Origin of the sequence: Janibacter terrae (assembly GCF_039636765.1) — a bacterium.
In the GTDB taxonomy this organism is placed as follows: domain Bacteria; phylum Actinomycetota; class Actinomycetes; order Actinomycetales; family Dermatophilaceae; genus Janibacter; species Janibacter terrae.
The window spans coordinates 1,786,663-1,803,118 of the sequence record NZ_CP144167.1 but is presented as its reverse complement, the minus strand read 5'-3'; the positions used below and the strand labels follow the sequence as shown (position 1 = coordinate 1,803,118).

Sequence of the window (16,456 nt, the reverse complement as noted above, 5' to 3'; positions counted from 1 at the left end):
TCACCTCAGGAGGTCGAGGACGGGTGGGAGGAGGAAGAGCATCGAGCTGGACCAGATGACGTGCGTGAGGATCGGGGCGAGGATCCCGCCGGTGACCCGCCGCTGTGCGCCGGTCAGCAGACCGAGGAGGAGCGCGGCGAAGGTGAGCAGCAGGTTGCCGGTCGCGGCGGTGACGAGGACGTAGACGGCAGTGGTGATGGCGATCGGGTGCCTGCGCCCGACGGAGGCGAAGAGCGCACCGCGGAAGAAGAGCTCCTCGCCGATGCCGGTGATGACGGTGATCGCCCAGACGAGCGGCAGCGACCCGTAGCGGGCGTGGTCGAGGACGTCGTCGACGAGCTCGGCCAGCCACGGCACCCGGCCGACGACGAGCGCGCCGGCGAGGAAGATCGCGACGGCGAGCAGGGCCAGGGCGATCGGCTGCACGACCGGCCGGGCGAGGTCCGACTCGCGCGTGTGAGCCCACCCCACGTGCAAGCGCCCTGCGGCGGTCCCCCCGATGATCCACACCAGGGCCAGCGCGAGCCCGCCGAGGTAGAACGCGTCGTCACCCGGCGGGATGCGCAGGGTGACCGCGAGGACGACCGTGCCGACGAGGAGCGTCGCGACCGTGACCACCCGGCGCCGGCGCACGAGGGCGTCCGGCTCGGTGTGGTCGCGCGGCACCGGGGCGACCAGCGCCGCGGCGACGAAGGCGCGCAGCTCGCCGACGGGGTTGATCACGAAGCGCGGGCCAGACGGGCCGTGATCATCGCCCACACCCGCTCGGGCAGCACGCGGGCGACCTTCATCGTCGCGGCCATCCGGCGGGGGAAGACGATCTCGACCTTGCCCCCTTCGAGCCCGTCGGCGATCTCCGTGGCCGCCTCCTCGGGCTCGATGATGAAGGGCATGGGGAAGGAGTTGGTCTCCGTCATGTCCGTGCGCACGAACCCCGGGCAGACGGTCGTGACGCGGACGTCCTTCGTCGACAAGGAGGCGCGCATCGACTGCAGCAGGTTGATCTGCGCGGCCTTGGTCGCGCCGTAGGCCTCCGACCCGGACAGCCCGCGGTATCCGGCGACGGACGCGATGCCGACGAGGTGCCCGTGGCGGGCGGCGACCATCTCGGGCACGGTCGCGGCGATGACATTGCCGAGCCCGAGGAGGTTGACCCGGATGTGCGTCTCGTACTCGTCGGCCAGCCACTCGTCGGCGGTGAAGGTGTGCCAGTAGCCCACCGACCAGATGACCATGTCGATGGGGCCGATCTCGCGGCGCACCTGCGCGGCCGCCTCCCGGGTCGCGGCGGCGTCGGTCGCGTCGAGCGCGACCGTGGCGAAGCGGCCCTGCGCGACCTCCTCGAGGCGCTCCTCCCGGCGGGCGCTGATCGCCAGGATCGCCCCCCGTCGGTGCAGCTCCTCGGCGAGGGCGGCACCGATGCCGCTCGAGGCGCCGACCAACCAGATGCGCTGTCCGACAATGCTGCTCATGCCTGCTCCTGCCTCTCGAACCGGATCTGGGCGACGTCGAGGTAGTCGGCGGCGAACCCCGCCTCGCAGTACGCGAGGTAGAACTCCCACTTGCGGCGGAAGGTCTCGTCGAAGCCCGCCGCGGCGATCGTCGACCACTCCTGGTCGAACGTACGCCGCCAGCGCCGCAATGTCTCGGCGTAGTCCCGGCCGAAGCGGTGGGTCGAGGTCACCCGCAGCGACGTGTGCCGTGCGGTCGTCTCCTCGATGGCCTCCTCGGAGGGGATGAGCCCGCCGGGGAAGATGTGCTTCTGGATCCAGCCGTACGAGCGGCGGGTCGCGAGGTAGCGCTCGTGCGACATGAGGATCGCCTGGATCGCGACGACGCCGCCAGGCGCGAGCAGGTCGTCGATCGCACCGAAGTACGTCGGCCAGTACTCCTCGCCGACCGCTTCGATCATCTCGACGCTGACGATGGCGTCGAACTGCCCCGTCACCTCGCGGTAGTCCTGCAGCCGCACCTCGACCCGCCCGGCGAGCCCCGGTTCGTCGACATCGGCCGCGGCGATGCGCTCCCGGGCCAGGGCGGCCTGCTCCTGGGAGAGCGTGATCGTCGTGACGAGCGCCCCGCGGCGCGCTGCGGCGATCGCGAGCGAGCCCCACCCGGTGCCGATCTCGAGCACCCGCGAGCCGGCACGCACGTCGGCGGTGTCGAGGATCGCCTCGATCTTCGCGTGCTGCGCCTCCTCGAGGCTCTGCTCGGTGAGCGTCCGCGAGCGGTCGAAGAGCGCCGAGCTGTAGCTCAGGGTCTCGTCGAGGAAGGCCTCGAAGAGGTCGTTGCTCAGGTCGTAGTGGGCCTCGATGTTCTTGCGCGAGCCGAGCAGCGTGTTGCGGGTGGCGCTCGGGATGCGTCGGTCGACGACGCGGCGCAGCCGGGCCAGCCCGGGCGGCACGAGCGTCGTGATCCGCTCGGCGAAGGGCACGAGCGCGTCCGCGAGGTCGGTGCCGGGCGCGGCCTCCCAGTCGCCGGCCATGTAGCCCTCGCCGAAGCCGATCTTGGGGTGGTGCGCCATCCGCTCGAAGAGCGCGGTCGGGCGCACGATCCGCAGCGTCGGGGCGTCGATGTCGCGTCCCCCGCCGAGGGTCGTGCCGTCGGGCATCGTCACCCGCACGGGCGCCCGCTCGAGGACCTTGGTGACGATCGGGCGGGCGAGGTGGGCCCGCACGCACCACGGACGAAGTGCGGGGCGGCTCAGGCAGATCGGTTGGTCGAGGGTGGGGGCTGCGGCGGTCATCGGACGTTCTCCTGGGAGTGGGGACGACGGGGCTGGATGGGGAGGCGGCGCAGCCACAGCCGGATGCCGTGGACGCGGATGAGGGCGCTGACGCGCCAGGTCATGAGGAGGTGGCGGCCGGCGGTGCGCCACACCGCGGTCGGCGTCGCCGGTCGGGGCACCCCGGTGGTCGTCGCGGTGAGCACGCGTCGGCTCTCCCGGTCGAGGCCGACCGTGACGGTGACCCGCTCGGGGTCGAGCCGCAGGCTTACCGCGTACTCGCCGCTCGTGTCGTTGAACGGCGAGACGTAGAAGGCCTTGTCCGTGCGTGCGTGCCCGCGCTCGTCGACGTCGAGCAGGTAGGCGTGGCGTTCGCCGTAGGTGTTGTGCACCTCGAAGACGCAGGCACGCAGGTCGCCGTCGGCGGTGAGGCACCAGAAGACCGTGAGCGGGTCGAAGACGTGCCCGAGCACCCGCGCGTTGGCGAGCATGACGACCCGGTCGCTCGCCTCCAGGGTCCTGCCGCGGTGGGTGAGGAATCGCTTCAGGTCCCCGCGGATCCCGCCGCCGAGCCGCCCGCCGTCGAGGTGGTCGCGCGCCTCGATCCGGGTCAGGGCGCGCAGCGGTCCGCGGTAGCGCGGTAGGTCGTCGACGTCGACGAGCCACTGGTACTGCCGGTGGGTGAAGGCGTGCTCGAGGGGGGTGCGGCGCGTGTGGGCGACCGTCCCGACGACGAGGCTCGGCAGGGTCGGCAGCTCCGCGGTCGCGGCGCTCACCACCGCACCCCCAGGCGTTGCGCCGCCTCGACGCCGGACCGGCACCCGTCCTCGTGGAACCCCCAGCCGAGGTGGGCCCCGGCGAAGGCGAGCCGGTCACCGCCGGCGGTCCGCAGCCGCGCGGCCGCGGCGACGGCCTCGCGCGTGAAGACCGGGTGCGCGTAGTCCATCCGCGCGATGACGTCCGACTCGGCGAAGGGGGTGGGCGAGTTGAGCGTGACGAGGAACTGGTCGCCGCCCTCGTCGTACCCGTGCAGCCGGTTCATCCAGTAGCTGACCCGCGGCTGGACGGCGCCGCCGCACGTGGCGCTGCGGTAGTTCCACGACGCACGGGCCCGCGGTGCGCTCGGCAGGTGCCGGGTGTCGCGGTGCAGGACGGTCTCGTTGCGCGTGTAGCGGATGGCGGCGAGGTCCTCCTTCTCCTGCGGCGTCGCGTCGGCGAGCAGCGCGAGCGCCTGGTCGGCGTGCGTCGCGACGATGACCTTGTCGAAGGGGGCCGCCCCGGCGGCCGTACGGACGTCCACCCCGTCAGCATGCCGGGTGAGGGAGGTGACGGGTGCGCTCGTGCGCACGTCACCGAGCCGCGCGGTCAGTGCGTCCACGTACGTCGCCGAGCCGCCGACGACCGTGCGCCAGGTGGGCGACCCCGTGACGCTGAGCATCCCGTGGTGCTCGAGGAAGGCGAAGAGGTGGCGGGCCGGGTAGTCGAGCGAGTCCTCGTCACCGGAGGACCACACGCACGAGACGAGCGGCAGGGCGAAGTGGGCGACGAAGTACGGCGAGAAGCGGTGCTGCTCGAGGAACTGGCCCCACGTCGGGCCGCCGGCACTCCCCCCTTCGTCCTGGGCGAGGAGCGCCCGGGCGGCCCGGTGGAAGCGCGGGATCTCGACGAGCATCCGCAGGAACCGCGGGTCGGCGAGCCGCCGCGGCTGCGCGAGCACCGCACCCGCCCCGCGGCCGCCGGCCCACGACAGGCCGCAGCCGTCGCAGGTGATCGACATGCTCATCTCGGTCGGTCGGGTCGGCACGTCGAGCTCGCGGAAGAGCCGCAGCAGGTGCGGGTAGGTGCGCTCGTTGTGGACGATGAAGCCGCTGTCGACGCGGGCCCGGCCCCCGTCGCTCGTCGGGACGGTGTGGGTGTGGGCGTGCCCGCCGAGCCGGGAGTCGGCCTCGAAGAGGGTGACCTCGTGGGTCTGCGACAGCACGTGCGCCGCGGTGAGGCCGGAGACGCCGGCGCCGATGACGGCGACGGTGGGCCGGGTGGGTCGGTCGCGCAGGTCGGTCATGGGGCTCTCCCGGGAGTGGACGAGGACGACGGGGCAGGACGTGTTCGGTGCTGACCCCGCCAAAGGATTGTTCAACCTTTGTCCAAAGGTTAGGATCGCTCTCGAGCCACTGTCAAATGTTTGTCCAAGGATGAGGTCACCATGAAGATCACCCGCACCATCGAGGTCCCCGGCACCGCCCCGTCGACCGTCTACGCCTACCTCTCCGACTTCACCACGAGCGAGGAGTGGGACCCCGGCACGGTGACGACGACCCTCGTCGAGGGCGACGGCGGGATCGGCAGCCGGTACCACAACCGCTCGGTCTTCCGCGGCCGCGAGACCGAGCTGACCTACGTCACGGTCGACCTGCAACCGGACCGCCTCGTCGTCATGCGCGGGGAGAACTCGACCGTCGTCGCGCGCGACACGATGTCGATCAGCCCCACGGCCGACGGCTCGGGGAGCGTGCTCGTCTACGAGGCGGACTTCACCTTCAAGGGACTGGCCCGGCTGGCCACCCCCTTCCTGCGCGGCTCGCTCGAGGGCCTCGGGGACGACGCCGAGGAGGCGCTCGCCCGCATCCTGCCCCGGCTGCAGTAGGGACTTCGCCGATGTACACGATCAAGCGCGCCGCGGAGCTGACCGGTATCCCGGCGGCGACCCTACGCGCCTGGGAGCGCCGCTACGACCTCGTCGATCCTCAGCGCACCGAGTCCGGCTACCGCCTCTACGACGAGCAGACCGTCGACCGGATCCGTGAGATGGCAGCCCTCGTCGCCGACGGCTGGACCGCGAGCACCGCAGCGGCAGAGGTCGGGCGGCGCCACGCCGGTGAGGTCGCGCCGTCGTCGCCCGCACTCCCCGCCCCCTCGCGGACGCCGGCCGATGCCACGAGCGACCTCCTCGACGCTGCGGCCGCGATGGACCCGGCTGCGGTCGCCCGGGTCCTCGACGAGCGCTTCGCCGTGGCCTCCTTCGAGTCCGTCGTCGACGACTGGCTCATGCCGACGCTCGAGGCGGTCGGCGGGGCCTGGGCGGACCGGCGGATCTCCGTCGCCGGCGAGCACCTCGTCGCCCACGCCGTGCTGCGTCGGCTGGCCGCCGCCTTCGACGCCGCCGCCAGCCGCCCGGGTGGTCCGCGCGTCCTCGTCGGGCTGCCGGCGGGCGTGCACCACGAGCTGGGCATCTTCGCCTTCGCCGTCACCCTGCGGCGTCTCGGCGTCGACGTCGCCTACCTCGGCCCCAACCTGCCGGCCCCGGCCTGGCGGGCGGCCCTCGACGCCCACGGGGCCGAGTGCGCGGTCCTCGCCGTGCCGAGGGCCCAGGACGTGCCCGCCGCGCGCGAGGTGATCCAGGCGCTGCGCGGAGTCGATGCCGGGCTCGTCGTCTTCGTCGGGGGCGGTGCCCAGGCCGAGCTCGACGACGCGCAGGCCACCGCGCTCGGGCACGACATCGCGGCCGCCGCCACCCGCGTGGTGGCCTCGCTCACCGACTAGCGACCCTCCCCGGCGCTGCAGGCCAACAGGTTCCACCGGCCCAGAGCACCAGAGTCCAGCGCCTCGTCGAAGCCCACCGGCGTGATGACCACCTCGGCGCCCGGGTCAGCCGGGACCGTGAGGATCACGTCGTCGAGGCGGGCGTGCGCCGGGTCGACGCAGTCGGTGAGGCCGTGCGCCTCGGCGTGGGCGTGGGCCGCCTCGAGTGCGCCCGCCGGCACGGCAGGCGCCACCGTGCTCGGTCCGGCCGTGGTGAACTCCACCGCGGGCGTCTCCTGCACCACCTGGGTCGACAGGACGGCGACCCCGCCGACGAGAGCGGCCACGAATGCCACGACGGCAGACCTGATGAAGGATTTGAAGAACAAAGTCATCCCCCCGGATGTGTTGGTGGGGCTGGCGAGGACTCGACCGGCAGACCTCCCCGTCTGCCGGTACGAGCGTCCCTCGCTCCCCTGCGGTGTCCTGTGTGGACTCCTCACACACTGACAGCGACCACCGACAACGCCCCACGACGCAGGACCCACTCCCTTCGCCTGCGTAGACTCCCGGTGCCATGAGCACCCTCCAGACGCTCGACCGCGGCCTCGAGGCGATCGACATCGTCTCGCGACGCACGGGTGGCGTCTCGCCGGCCGCCCTCGCCGACGAGCTCGGGGTGCACCGCGCCGGCGCCTACCGCATCCTCGCCACGCTCGAGCACCGCCACCTCGTGACGAAGGGGGGCGACGGCCTCTACCGCCTCGGCAGCGGCGCCCTCGTGGTGGCCGGCAGGTTCATGGCGCAGTACCGCTCGGCGGCGCAACCCGTCGTCCAGGAGCTCGCCGACCGCAGCGGCCTCACCGCCTTCGTCTCCATCGCCGACGGGGACGAGTCGGTCGCGATCGCGGTGGCGGAGCCGTCTGCCCGAGGATCCATCGGCATCAGCTACCGGGTGGGCACGCGCCACCCCCTCGACCTCGGCGCCGACGGGTTGGCCATCCTCGCCCAGCGGCCGCCGAGGGACGACGACCCCGCGGCCGTGCGCACGGCCCGCGAGGACGGGTACTCCATCTCCCGCGGCGAGGTGCAGCCCGGCACCGCCGGCCTCGCGCTCGGCACCGGCCACGGTTCGGCCACCGAGGTGGAGAGCGCCATCGGCCTCATCGCCCTCGGCCACCCCGACGACCTCGACGTCGCGATGCTCGTGCCCCTGCTGCAGGAGTCCCGGGCCGCGATCACGCGCCTCTTCTGACCGGCTCGAGCCTTGACCGGACATCCTCCACGGGATAGCGTGTGCGCTGAGCGCACAACTGTGTGCGATATACGCACTAGGAGTGACCATGGCCCACTACCGCCAGGTCGGACCCGTGCCGGGCAAGCGGCACACCCTCTTCAAGGACACGGACGGCAGGATCCTGTCCGAGGAGCTCATGGGCGAGGAGGGCTTCTCCTCCGACAGCTCGCTGCTCTACCACCGCCACATCCCCTCGGGCATCGTCGACGCCCGCCCGTGGGAGCTGCCCGACCAGACCCTCGTGCCCAACGAGCCCCTCCTCCCCCGGCACCTGAGGCTCCACGACCTCTTCGCCGACGAGGCGGTCGCGACGACCGACGCGGTGACCGGCCGTCGCCTCGTCCTCGGCAACGCCGACGTGCGCCTCTCCTACGCCCACGTCGGCGCGACCTCTCCCCTGTACAAGAACGCCATCGGCGACGAGTGCGTCTACGTCGAGCGAGGGTCGGCGCTGCTCGAGACCCAGTTCGGTGCGCTCGAGGCCACCGAGGGCGACTACGTCGTCATCCCGCGCGCCACGATCCACCGCTGGGTCCTGCGCACCGGCGAGACCGCTCGGCTCTACGCGATCGAGGCGAGCAGCCACATCGCCCCGCCCAGGCGCTACCTCTCCCGCTACGGCCAGCTCCTCGAGCACGCTCCCTACTGCGAGCGCGACCTGCACGGCCCGACGGAGCCGCTGCTCGTCGAGGAGCAGGACGTCGACGTCCACATCAAGCACCGTGGGCGCGGGCCGAGTGGCATGTCGGGCACGATCCACACGGTGCCGGAGCACCCCTTCGACGTCGTCGGCTGGGACGGGTGCCTCTACCCGTACACCTTCAACATCCGCGACTACATGCCGATCACGGGCAAGGTGCACCAGCCGCCGCCGGCGCACCAGGTCTTCGAGGGGCAGGGCTTCGTCATCTGCAACTTCGTCCCGCGCAAGGTCGACTACCACGAGCTCGCGGTGCCGGTGCCGTACTACCACTCCAACGTCGACAGCGACGAGATCATGTTCTACGTCGACGGGGACTACGAGGCCCGCAAGGGATCAGGCATCGGCAAGGGCTCGATCTCCGTGCACCCCGGTGGCCACGCGCACGGCCCCCAGCCGGGTGCCGTCGAGGCATCGCTCGGGGCGGACTACTTCGACGAGACGGCGGTCATGGTCGACACCTTCCGCCCGCTCGAGCTCGGCGAGGCCGGCATCGCCGTCGACGACGGCGTCTACGCCCGATCGTGGACCGGTGGGCGCTGGCTGGGTGGTCGGTGACCTGACGGGGGCCCTCGCACCGCCGATACCCTCGGGGGGTAAGTTGGGAGGCGTGAACACGGACCGGCGCCTCCTGCTCGGGCTCGCCGTGGCCGTCATCGCCGGCATCCTCGCGATGCACGGCTTCTCGGTCGGCCACCACTCCCCGACCGCGCCGGCCGGGACGAGCGCCACCCACGTCCACGCCCACGTCGGTGTGGACCAGCCCGGCTGCCACGCGCCGGACGGGAGCGACACGTGCACGGCCGCCACGGCCATGTGCCTCTTCGTCCTCCTGTCCCTGGTCCTCCTCGTGCCCGGACGTGGTCGCGCTGCGTGGCCCTGGCAGCCGCCGTGGCTGCGGTCCCCGCAGTCCCTCTCCCCCGTCGCCGCCCCAGGTGACATCCCCGGCGTCTCCCTGACGAGGTTGTGCATCAGCCGGACGTGATCGACGCGTCCGTCACCGACCACACACCCCACGTCAGGAAGCGATCACCCATGCGCAAGCACACCTTCATCACGTCCTTGGCGAGCGCGGCCACGGCCGCTCTCGTCCTCACCGGCTGCGCCTCGTCCGACGAGGGTCCCGACACCGGGACCGCCTCGAGCAGCAGCACGACCGCACAGTTCAACCAGGCCGACGTCACCTACGCCCAGGGCATGACCATGCACCACCAGCAGGCCGTGGAGATGTCCGACATCGTCCTCGACAAGGAGGGCGTCGACCCGGACGTCGAGCAGCTGGCCCGGGAGATCAAGAAGGCCCAGGGCCCCGAGATCACCACGATGGAGGGCTGGCTGAAGGACTGGGGCCACCCCATGGATCACGGGTCCGGCATGCCCATGGAGGGCGGGCACATGGACGGCATGGTGAGCGAGCAGGACATCACCAGGCTCGAGGACTCCGACGGGGCGAGCGCCTCGCGGCTCTTCCTCGACCAGATGATCGAGCACCACGAGGGCGCCGTCGACATGGCGGAGCAGCACCGCAAGGACGGGAAGAACCCCGCTGCTCTCGAGCTGTCGCAGGACGTCATCACCGACCAGAAGGCCGAGATCACGAAGATGCGCAAGATGCGCACCGCCCTCTGACCTGCTCTCCCCACCGCGGCCCGGCCGGTCGCCCGGCCGGCCGGGCCCACCCCCTTCGTCATCCGAAAGGTCCGACATGTCCACCATCACCCGCCGGTCCCTCCTCGCCCTCCCCCTCGGCGGCCTCCTCGCCGCCTGCTCGGGCCCGACCACCCCCGTCGACCGCCTCGCGATGACCGTCTACAAGGACGCCTCCTGCGGCTGCTGCAGCGGCTGGGTCACCCACGCCGAGGAGCACGGCTTCGCCATCACCACCGAGCTCCCCGACAACCTCGCGACGGTGTGGACGGAGCACGACATCCCGCTCGACCTCCAGTCCTGCCACCTCGCCCGCCACCGCGAGGGCCACCTCTTCGTCGGGCACGTCCCGGTCCGGCACGTGCTCGAGTACCTCGCCGACCCGCCGAAGGGGGCTCGCGGCCTGAGCGTGCCCGCCATGCCCGTCGGGACGCCCGGGATGGAGCAGGGCGACCGGTTCGACCCCTACTCCGTCATGCTCATCACGAAGGGGGAGCCGCGGGTCTTCGCGAAGGTGTCCAGCCCTGCGGACCAGGAGGTCTGACCGGCCTACGTACATTGACCCCGTGACCACGACCGAGCGCCTCCACGCGCGCCTCATCAAGCGGGACCTCAAGGCCGAGGCCGAGATGCCCGGGGCGGCGCGTCGCCACGTGGCGGGCAACACCCTTCGCCTCGTCGGGGCCAACGCGCTCCAGAGCTCGGGCGACCAGGCCGTCAACGCGTCCACGGTCCTGCCGTGGCTCTTCCACGCGCTCGGCGTGCCCGCCGCTCTCACCGGCGTGCTGGTCCCCATCCGCGAGTCCGGGTCGATGCTCCCCCAGGCCTTCCTCACACCGCTCGTCGTCCGGGTCCGGCAGCGCAAGCTCGTCGTCGCGGCCGGCGCAGTGGTCCAGGCCGCGGCCGTCGCGGTCATGGCCGGCACGGCGGCGCTCGGCCACGGCCTGGTCGCCGGCCTCGTCATCGTCGCGGCGCTGGCCGTCTTCTCCCTCGGTCGCTGCCTGACCTCCATCGCCTCCAAGGACGTCCAGGCCAGGACCGTGCCGAAGGGAGAGCGCGGCCAGATCAACGGGCTCGCCACGACCGCCTCCGGGTTCGTCGCGATCACCCTCGGTCTCGGGGTCCGGGCCCTCGGCGAGGGCCTCGATGCCCGGACCCTCGCGGCGATCCTCGGTGCCGGTGCCGTGCTCTGGGTCCTCGTCGCCGCCGTCTGGGCGAGCGTGCGGGAGCCGGGATCCCTTCGAGACGGCCGCGAGCGGCCTCCTCAGGGAGCGACGGGCCAGGGGTGGTTCGTCGAGACCATCACCCTGCTGCGCGAGGACCGCACCTTCCGTTCCTTCGTCACGGTCCGCAGCTTCCTGCTCGTGTCCTCGCTCAGCCCGCCCTTCATCGTCGCGCTCGCGGTGCAGGCCGGCGCCCCGGCGCTCACCGGCCTGGGCGGGTTCATCATCGCCTCGGGCCTCGCCGCGCTCCTCGGCGGACGCGTCTTCGGACGGATGGCCGACCGGTCGAGCCGTCGGCTGATGACGGCCGGCGCGGCCCTGGCCTCCCTCGTCCTGGTGGCACTCGTCCTGCTCGTCACGCTGCTCGACCTCGAGGGCGACGGCCGGCTCACCTACGCGATCTTCGTCGGCAGCTACTTCCTCGTGACGATGCTGCACACGGGCGTGCGCGTCGGGCGCAAGACCTACGTCGTCGACATGGCCGAGGGCGACCGGCGCACGACCTACGTGGCCGTCTCCAACTCGGCGATGGGCCTGGTGCTCCTCGTCGTCGGCGGGATCAGCTCGGCGATCGCCGGCCTGGGCGTCGAGTGGGCGCTCCTGTTCCTCGCGGGGCTCGGCGTGCTCGGGGTCGTCTCGTCGGCGCGGCTGCCCGAGGTCTCACGAGGCACCTGACACCCCCTTCGCCGCACAGCTCGCGGGTACCTCCAGCCGCGTCCCGTCCTCAACCGGGGACGCGGCGGAGCACACGCGCCGGGACGCCGCCGACGATCGTCTCGGCGGGGACGTCCTTGGTCACCACGGCACCGGCCGCGACGATCGCGCCGTCACCGATGACCACGCCCTTGCGTCCCAGGTCCGCGGTGAAGGGCGGGAAGAGCGTGACCGTCTCGTCGACCGGTCGACCGGTGAGCTGCGAGAGGAGCTCGCGGACGCGGTCCGGCTCGTGGTAGCCGCCGTTGAGCTCACCGGTCACGCGCATCGCCGCCTGGCTCGCCTCGTGCATGACGGCGTGGAGGGGCGAACCTCCCGGGATCGTGCGCCCGGCGTCGAGCTCTGCCATGAGGTCGTGGAGGTCCATGCCCCCACGATCGCACGGCTGCGGTCCCTAGGCTGGAGCGGTGAGCACGCCTGCCGGACGTCTGCGACTCGACTCCGCCCGGGGCCGCTGGATCCTGGTCATGACGATCCTCGGGTCCGGCATGGCGATGATCGACGCGACGATCGTCAACGTCGCCCTGCCGGACATCGGCCGCACCTTCGACGCCCCCTTCGCCACCCTGCAATGGGTCGTGACGGGCTACGCGCTCACCCTCGCGGCCTTCATCCTCCTCGGTGGCGTGCTCGGCGACCGGTACGGCCGTCGGCGGGTCTTCGTCGTCGGGACCGTGTGGTTCGCGCTCGCCTCGGCCGCCTGCGGGCTCGCGCCGGACTCGGGGTGGCTCGTGGGCGCGCGGGCCCTGCAGGGCATCGGTGCCGCGCTGCTCACCCCGGGCAGCCTCGCCATGCTGCAGACCGCCTTCGTCCCGCTGGACCGCCCGCGCGCCATCGGCGCCTGGGCAGGGTACGGCGGCGTGGCGACCGTCATCGGCCCCTTCGTCGGTGGCTGGCTCATCGACGTCGCGTCGTGGCGCTGGGTCTTCCTCATCAACCTGCCGCTCGCCGTGCTCGTCCTGCTCATCGCGGCGCGACACGCCCCCGCCGACCACGGGACGGCACGCCCCGGCCGTCTCGACGTCATCGGCGCAGCACTCGGCGTGACCGCCCTGGCCACGGTCACATGGGCCCTCACGAGCAGCGGTGACGGGGGCCTCGACCGCAGCACGACGACCGCGGCCGTCGTCGGGGTCGTCGCCGGCATCGCCTTCGTCCTGCACGAAGGGAGGACCCCCGCCCCCATGCTCCCCCTCGGGATCTTCCGCTCGAGCAGCTTCTCGACGGTCAACGCGGTGACCTTCGTCGTCTACGGGGCGATGGGCGTCGTCTTCCTCCTGCTCGTGCTGCAGCTGCAGGTCGTCGCGGGCTGGGGCCCGGTCGCGGCCGGCGTCGCGAGCCTGCCGACGACGGTGCTCATGATGCTCCTGTCCGCCCGGTCGGGGGCGCTCGCGGCCCGCACCGGGCCGCGCGTGCAGCTCGCGCTCGGCCCGCTCGTCATGGCCGGTGGCGTGCTGCTCCTGCTGCGCGTGGGAGCCGACGCCGACTACGTGCGCGACGTGCTGCCGGGCGTGGTGCTCTTCGGCCTCGGGCTCTCGGCCATGGTCGCGCCGCTCACCGCGACCGCGCTCTCGACCGCCCCGGACGAGGCCGCCGGGCTCGCCTCCGGGGTCAACAACGCGGTGGCGCGCACGGGTGGGCTCCTCGGGGTGGCAGCCATCCCGCCGCTCGCCGGGCTCACCGGCCGCGTCGTCGAGGACCCGGCGGCCTTCACCGACGGCTACCGCACCGCGATGCTCGTCTCGGCGGCCATCATCGCCGCAGGGGGCGTGCTCGCCGGCGCGCTCCTGGGGTCCGGCACCGGGACGGGGACGGAGGCCGACAGACCCTAGTGTGGGTCGGGTGAGCGGCAACACACGAGACATCGAGGACGGCGTCCACCGCGACTTCCGGGAGGAGATGTCCTACGGGTCCTACCTGGCGCTCGAGACGTTGCTGGACGCCCAGCGGCCGCTGAGCGAGCACCACGACGAGATGCTCTTCATCATCCAGCACCAGACCTCGGAGCTGTGGCTCAAGCTCGTGCTGCACGAGACCCGCTCGGCGATGGCGCTGCTCGCCGCCGACGAGATGCGCATCGCCCTCAAGCGCATCGCCCGGGTCAAGCACATCCAGCGCACGCTCACCGACCAGTGGTCCGTGCTCGCGACGCTCACGCCGACGGAGTACCAGGAGTTCCGGCCCTACCTCGGCCACGCGTCGGGCTTCCAGTCGTGGCAGTACCGGGGCGTCGAGTTCGCGCTCGGCAACAAGCACCCCGGCATGCTCCAGGTCCACGAGGCCGACCCCGCGGCACACGCCGCGCTGACCGAGCTCCTCGAGGCCCCGAGCCTCTACGACGAGTTCCTCAGGTACCTCGCCCGCCGCGGCTACCCGATCCCCGAGCGCGTCCTGACGCGCGACGTCACGCGCGCCCACGAGATCGACCCCGAGCTCACCGCCGTCTTCACCGAGATCTACTCGCACGCCGAGGCCCACTGGGACGTCTACGAGGCCTGCGAGGAGCTCGTCGACCTCGAGGACAACTTCCAGCTGTGGCGCTTCCGGCACCTCAAGACCGTGCAGCGCACCATCGGCATGAAGACCGGCACCGGAGGCTCCTCCGGCGTGGGCTTCCTGCAGCGGGCGCTCGAGCTGACCTTCTTCCCCGAGCTCTTCGCGGTGCGCACGGAGATCGGTTCGTGAGCGCGAGCGCGCTGCGCGACCGGGCCGCCGCGCTCGACGCGGCCGACCCCCTTCGGCACTGCCGTGACCTGTACCTGCCGTCCGCGGGCCTCGTCGCCTACCTCGACGGCAACTCGCTCGGTCGGCCGCTGAGGGCCACCGCGGAGCGGATCACGCACCTCGTCGAGCACGAGTGGGCCGACCGACTCATCCGCTCCTGGGACGAGCGGTGGATGGAGCTGCCGCTGCGGCTCGGCGACCGCATCGGCGAGGTCTGCCTCGGCGCCGCACCTGGCCAGACCGTCGTCGGTGACTCCACGACCGTCATGCTCTACAAGCTCCTGCGCGCGGCCGTCGCCGCTGCCGGCCCCGACCGACCGGAGATCGTGCTCGACTCGGAGAACTTCCCCACCGATCGCTATGTGGCGCAAGGCATCGCGGCCGAGACCGGGGCACGTCTCGTGTGGCTCGAGCCGGACCCGGCGAAGGGGGTCACACCCGACCTCGTGGCCGGCGCGCTCACCGAGCGCACCGGCGTCGTCCTGCTCTCGCACGTCGCGTACAAGTCGGCCTGGGTCGCCGACCTGCCGGCGATCACCGCCCTCGCGCACGACGCGGGCGCCCTGGTCCTGTGGGACCTCTGCCACTCCGTCGGCGTGCTGCCGTGCGACCTCGACGCGCAGGGCGTCGACCTCGCCGTGGGGTGCACCTACAAGTTCCTCGGCGGCGGGCCCGGCGCCCCGGCCTTCGGCTACGTCGCGGCCCGGCACCAGCGCACGCTGCGGCAGCCGATCCAGGGGTGGATGGGGCACGCCGAGCCCTTCGTCATGGGGCCGGGCTACGAGGCCGGGGCGGGGATGCGCGGGTTCATCTCCGGCACCCCGCCGGTGCTCGGGATGGTCGGGATCGAGGACACGGTCGACCTCATCGCGTCGGTGGGGCTGGATGCGGTGCGGGACAAGGCGACCCGTCTCGGACGCTTCGTCATCGACGCCGTCGACGACACCCTCGCCGAGCACGGGGTGCGGGTCGTCTCGCCGCGGGAGGACGCCGACCGCGGCGGGCACGTGACGATCGGCCACCCGCGGTTCCGCGAGGTCTACCGCGAGCTGTGGGCGGCCGACGTCGTGCCGGACTTCCGCGAGCCCGACGGGATCCGGCTCGGGCTCTCACCGCTCAGCACGTCGTACGGCGAGGTCGCCGAGGCGCTGCTGCGGATCGGCGAGGCGCTCAGCCGCTGACGGCGTCGAGCACCGCCGGCCAGTGCGGCGAGGTCGGGTCGACCGGGTCGAAGTGGTCGGCCCCTGGCAGCACCGTGCGCTCCCACCCCTGCGACTGACGAAGGGGGACGGTCCCGTCCGCGTCGCCGTGGAGGACGTGGATCCGTTGCACCGCAACGGGATCGGCGGTGCGCAGCCGCGTGGGGTCGAGGCGCGCGTAGAGCGCGGGGGCCTCCTCGGGCGACGCGCCGACCCAGTCGAGGACGGCGTCGCTGCCCAGGTGCTCCGCGACGGCGGCGTCGAAGTCGGCGACGGGCGCCAGGGCGACGGCCCGCGTCGCGGGCAGGTGCGCCTGCAGCACCCGCCACATGACGAGCGCCCCGCCGGCACTGTGGCCGACCCACGCGGCGACGTCGTGACCCGCGCCGCGCAGGTGGGCGTCGAGGGCAGCGAGGTCGGTCGTCGTGGCCTCGGGGTCGCCGGGCACCCGACGGTACTCGGCCAGGGCGACGCGCCACCCGGCGCTCGCCAGTGCCGCGGCCATGGGTCGGGCGTGCGCCCGGTCCACTCCGGGGCGGAAGTAGCCCCCGTGGACGACGACGAGGGTGCGCGGGGCCGGGTCGGCGGTGGCCGGTGCGAGGACCTCGACGAGCTGGTCGGGCCCTGGCCCGTACGCCGTGGCGGCGCGGCCTGCGCCGCCTCCGTCACTCTGGAGGCGGCGCAGGGTCTCGTCCTCGGTGCTCACCG

18 protein-coding genes and 1 pseudogene are annotated in these 16,456 nt (G+C 72.7%); 11 read left to right on the top strand and 8 right to left on the bottom strand.

The window, feature by feature from the left end:
• The 5 genes from V3C34_RS08860 to V3C34_RS08840 are packed head-to-tail and all read right to left on the bottom strand — an operon-like array spanning position 1 to position 4,787.
• A complete protein-coding gene (locus V3C34_RS08860; RefSeq protein WP_346006770.1) occupies positions 1-723 on the bottom strand; it encodes a CPBP family glutamic-type intramembrane protease in 723 nt (240 codons plus the stop codon).
• Complete coding sequence (locus V3C34_RS08855) at positions 720-1,472, bottom strand: SDR family NAD(P)-dependent oxidoreductase (RefSeq protein ID WP_068324918.1); 753 nt, start codon at positions 1,470-1,472, stop codon at positions 720-722. The genes V3C34_RS08860 and V3C34_RS08855 overlap by 4 nt, the downstream gene beginning before the upstream one ends.
• Positions 1,469-2,746 carry a cyclopropane-fatty-acyl-phospholipid synthase family protein gene (locus tag V3C34_RS08850; RefSeq protein ID WP_345912545.1) on the bottom strand — a complete coding sequence of 426 codons (1,278 nt, stop codon included), beginning with the start codon at positions 2,744-2,746 and terminating at the stop codon, positions 1,469-1,471. Before V3C34_RS08850 ends, V3C34_RS08855 begins: the two co-directional genes overlap by 4 nt.
• Positions 2,743-3,501 carry a DUF1365 domain-containing protein gene (locus V3C34_RS08845; RefSeq protein ID WP_346006769.1) on the bottom strand — a complete coding sequence of 253 codons (759 nt, stop codon included), beginning with the start codon at positions 3,499-3,501 and terminating at the stop codon, positions 2,743-2,745. Before V3C34_RS08845 ends, V3C34_RS08850 begins: the two co-directional genes overlap by 4 nt.
• Entirely contained in the window at positions 3,498-4,787 is a 1,290-nt protein-coding gene (locus tag V3C34_RS08840) for an NAD(P)/FAD-dependent oxidoreductase (protein WP_346006768.1), read from the bottom strand. The genes V3C34_RS08845 and V3C34_RS08840 overlap by 4 nt, the downstream gene beginning before the upstream one ends.
• Before the next feature lie 141 nt (positions 4,788-4,928).
• Here V3C34_RS08840 and V3C34_RS08835 point away from each other — a divergent pair, with 141 nt between their 5' ends.
• Both V3C34_RS08835 and V3C34_RS08830 read left to right on the top strand, forming a co-directional pair.
• Positions 4,929-5,369: an SRPBCC family protein gene (locus tag V3C34_RS08835; RefSeq protein WP_338538314.1), complete on the top strand. Its 441-nt coding sequence runs from the start codon at positions 4,929-4,931 to the stop codon at positions 5,367-5,369.
• Positions 5,370-5,380: 11 nt separating this feature from the next.
• Positions 5,381-6,265, top strand: coding sequence for a MerR family transcriptional regulator (locus tag V3C34_RS08830; protein ID WP_346006767.1), 885 nt, complete (start codon positions 5,381-5,383; stop codon positions 6,263-6,265).
• Here V3C34_RS08830 and V3C34_RS08825 read toward each other — a convergent pair.
• Positions 6,262-6,600 (bottom strand): hypothetical protein, encoded by a 339-nt coding sequence (locus V3C34_RS08825; protein WP_346006766.1) that lies wholly within the window; start codon positions 6,598-6,600, stop codon positions 6,262-6,264. The two genes, V3C34_RS08830 and V3C34_RS08825, sit on opposite strands and share 4 nt — an antisense overlap.
• A 221-nt stretch (positions 6,601-6,821) precedes the next feature.
• Between V3C34_RS08825 and V3C34_RS08820 the strand changes: the two genes are divergently transcribed.
• The 6 genes from V3C34_RS08820 to V3C34_RS08795 all read left to right on the top strand — a co-directional run bounded on the left by V3C34_RS08820 (position 6,822) and on the right by V3C34_RS08795 (position 11,786).
• On the top strand, positions 6,822-7,499 hold the full coding sequence (locus V3C34_RS08820) for an IclR family transcriptional regulator (RefSeq protein ID WP_068422079.1): 678 nt from the start codon (positions 6,822-6,824) through the stop codon (positions 7,497-7,499).
• An 88-nt stretch (positions 7,500-7,587) separates the two neighbouring features.
• The gene (locus V3C34_RS08815; RefSeq protein ID WP_338538316.1) at positions 7,588-8,799 is read left to right on the top strand and encodes a homogentisate 1,2-dioxygenase; all 1,212 of its coding nucleotides are present in this window, start codon (positions 7,588-7,590) and stop codon (positions 8,797-8,799) included.
• 52 nt (positions 8,800-8,851) lie between these two features.
• Entirely contained in the window at positions 8,852-9,226 is a 375-nt protein-coding gene (locus V3C34_RS08810) for a DUF6153 family protein (protein WP_346006765.1), read from the top strand.
• Between the two features lie 50 nt (positions 9,227-9,276).
• Positions 9,277-9,870, top strand: a complete 594-nt coding sequence (locus tag V3C34_RS08805; protein WP_068423119.1) for a DUF305 domain-containing protein — start codon at positions 9,277-9,279, stop codon at positions 9,868-9,870.
• A gap of 76 nt (positions 9,871-9,946) precedes the next feature.
• On the top strand, positions 9,947-10,432 hold the full coding sequence (locus tag V3C34_RS08800) for a DUF411 domain-containing protein (protein ID WP_346006764.1): 486 nt from the start codon (positions 9,947-9,949) through the stop codon (positions 10,430-10,432).
• A 22-nt stretch (positions 10,433-10,454) separates the two neighbouring features.
• Positions 10,455-11,786: an MFS transporter gene (locus V3C34_RS08795; protein ID WP_346006763.1), complete on the top strand. Its 1,332-nt coding sequence runs from the start codon at positions 10,455-10,457 to the stop codon at positions 11,784-11,786.
• 61 nt (positions 11,787-11,847) lie between these two features.
• Here the strand turns inward: V3C34_RS08795 and V3C34_RS17735 are convergent.
• Positions 11,848-11,955: pseudogene (locus V3C34_RS17735) on the bottom strand (sugar O-acetyltransferase); the annotation flags it as partial.
• Between the two features lie 277 nt (positions 11,956-12,232).
• Between V3C34_RS17735 and V3C34_RS08785 the strand changes: the two are divergent.
• The 3 genes from V3C34_RS08785 to V3C34_RS08775 all read left to right on the top strand — a co-directional run bounded on the left by V3C34_RS08785 (position 12,233) and on the right by V3C34_RS08775 (position 15,730).
• Positions 12,233-13,657, top strand: a complete 1,425-nt coding sequence (locus tag V3C34_RS08785) for an MFS transporter (protein WP_245634701.1) — start codon at positions 12,233-12,235, stop codon at positions 13,655-13,657.
• Positions 13,658-13,724: 67 nt separating this feature from the next.
• Complete coding sequence (gene kynA, locus V3C34_RS08780; RefSeq protein ID WP_211596787.1) at positions 13,725-14,510, top strand: tryptophan 2,3-dioxygenase; 786 nt, start codon at positions 13,725-13,727, stop codon at positions 14,508-14,510.
• Complete coding sequence (locus V3C34_RS08775; RefSeq protein WP_338538322.1) at positions 14,507-15,730, top strand: kynureninase; 1,224 nt, start codon at positions 14,507-14,509, stop codon at positions 15,728-15,730. The genes kynA and V3C34_RS08775 overlap by 4 nt, the downstream gene beginning before the upstream one ends.
• Here V3C34_RS08775 and V3C34_RS08770 read toward each other — a convergent pair.
• Complete coding sequence (locus V3C34_RS08770; RefSeq protein ID WP_346006760.1) at positions 15,720-16,454, bottom strand: prolyl oligopeptidase family serine peptidase; 735 nt, start codon at positions 16,452-16,454, stop codon at positions 15,720-15,722. The genes V3C34_RS08775 and V3C34_RS08770 overlap by 11 nt on opposite strands.
• Between the last annotated feature and the right edge of the window lie 2 nt (positions 16,455-16,456).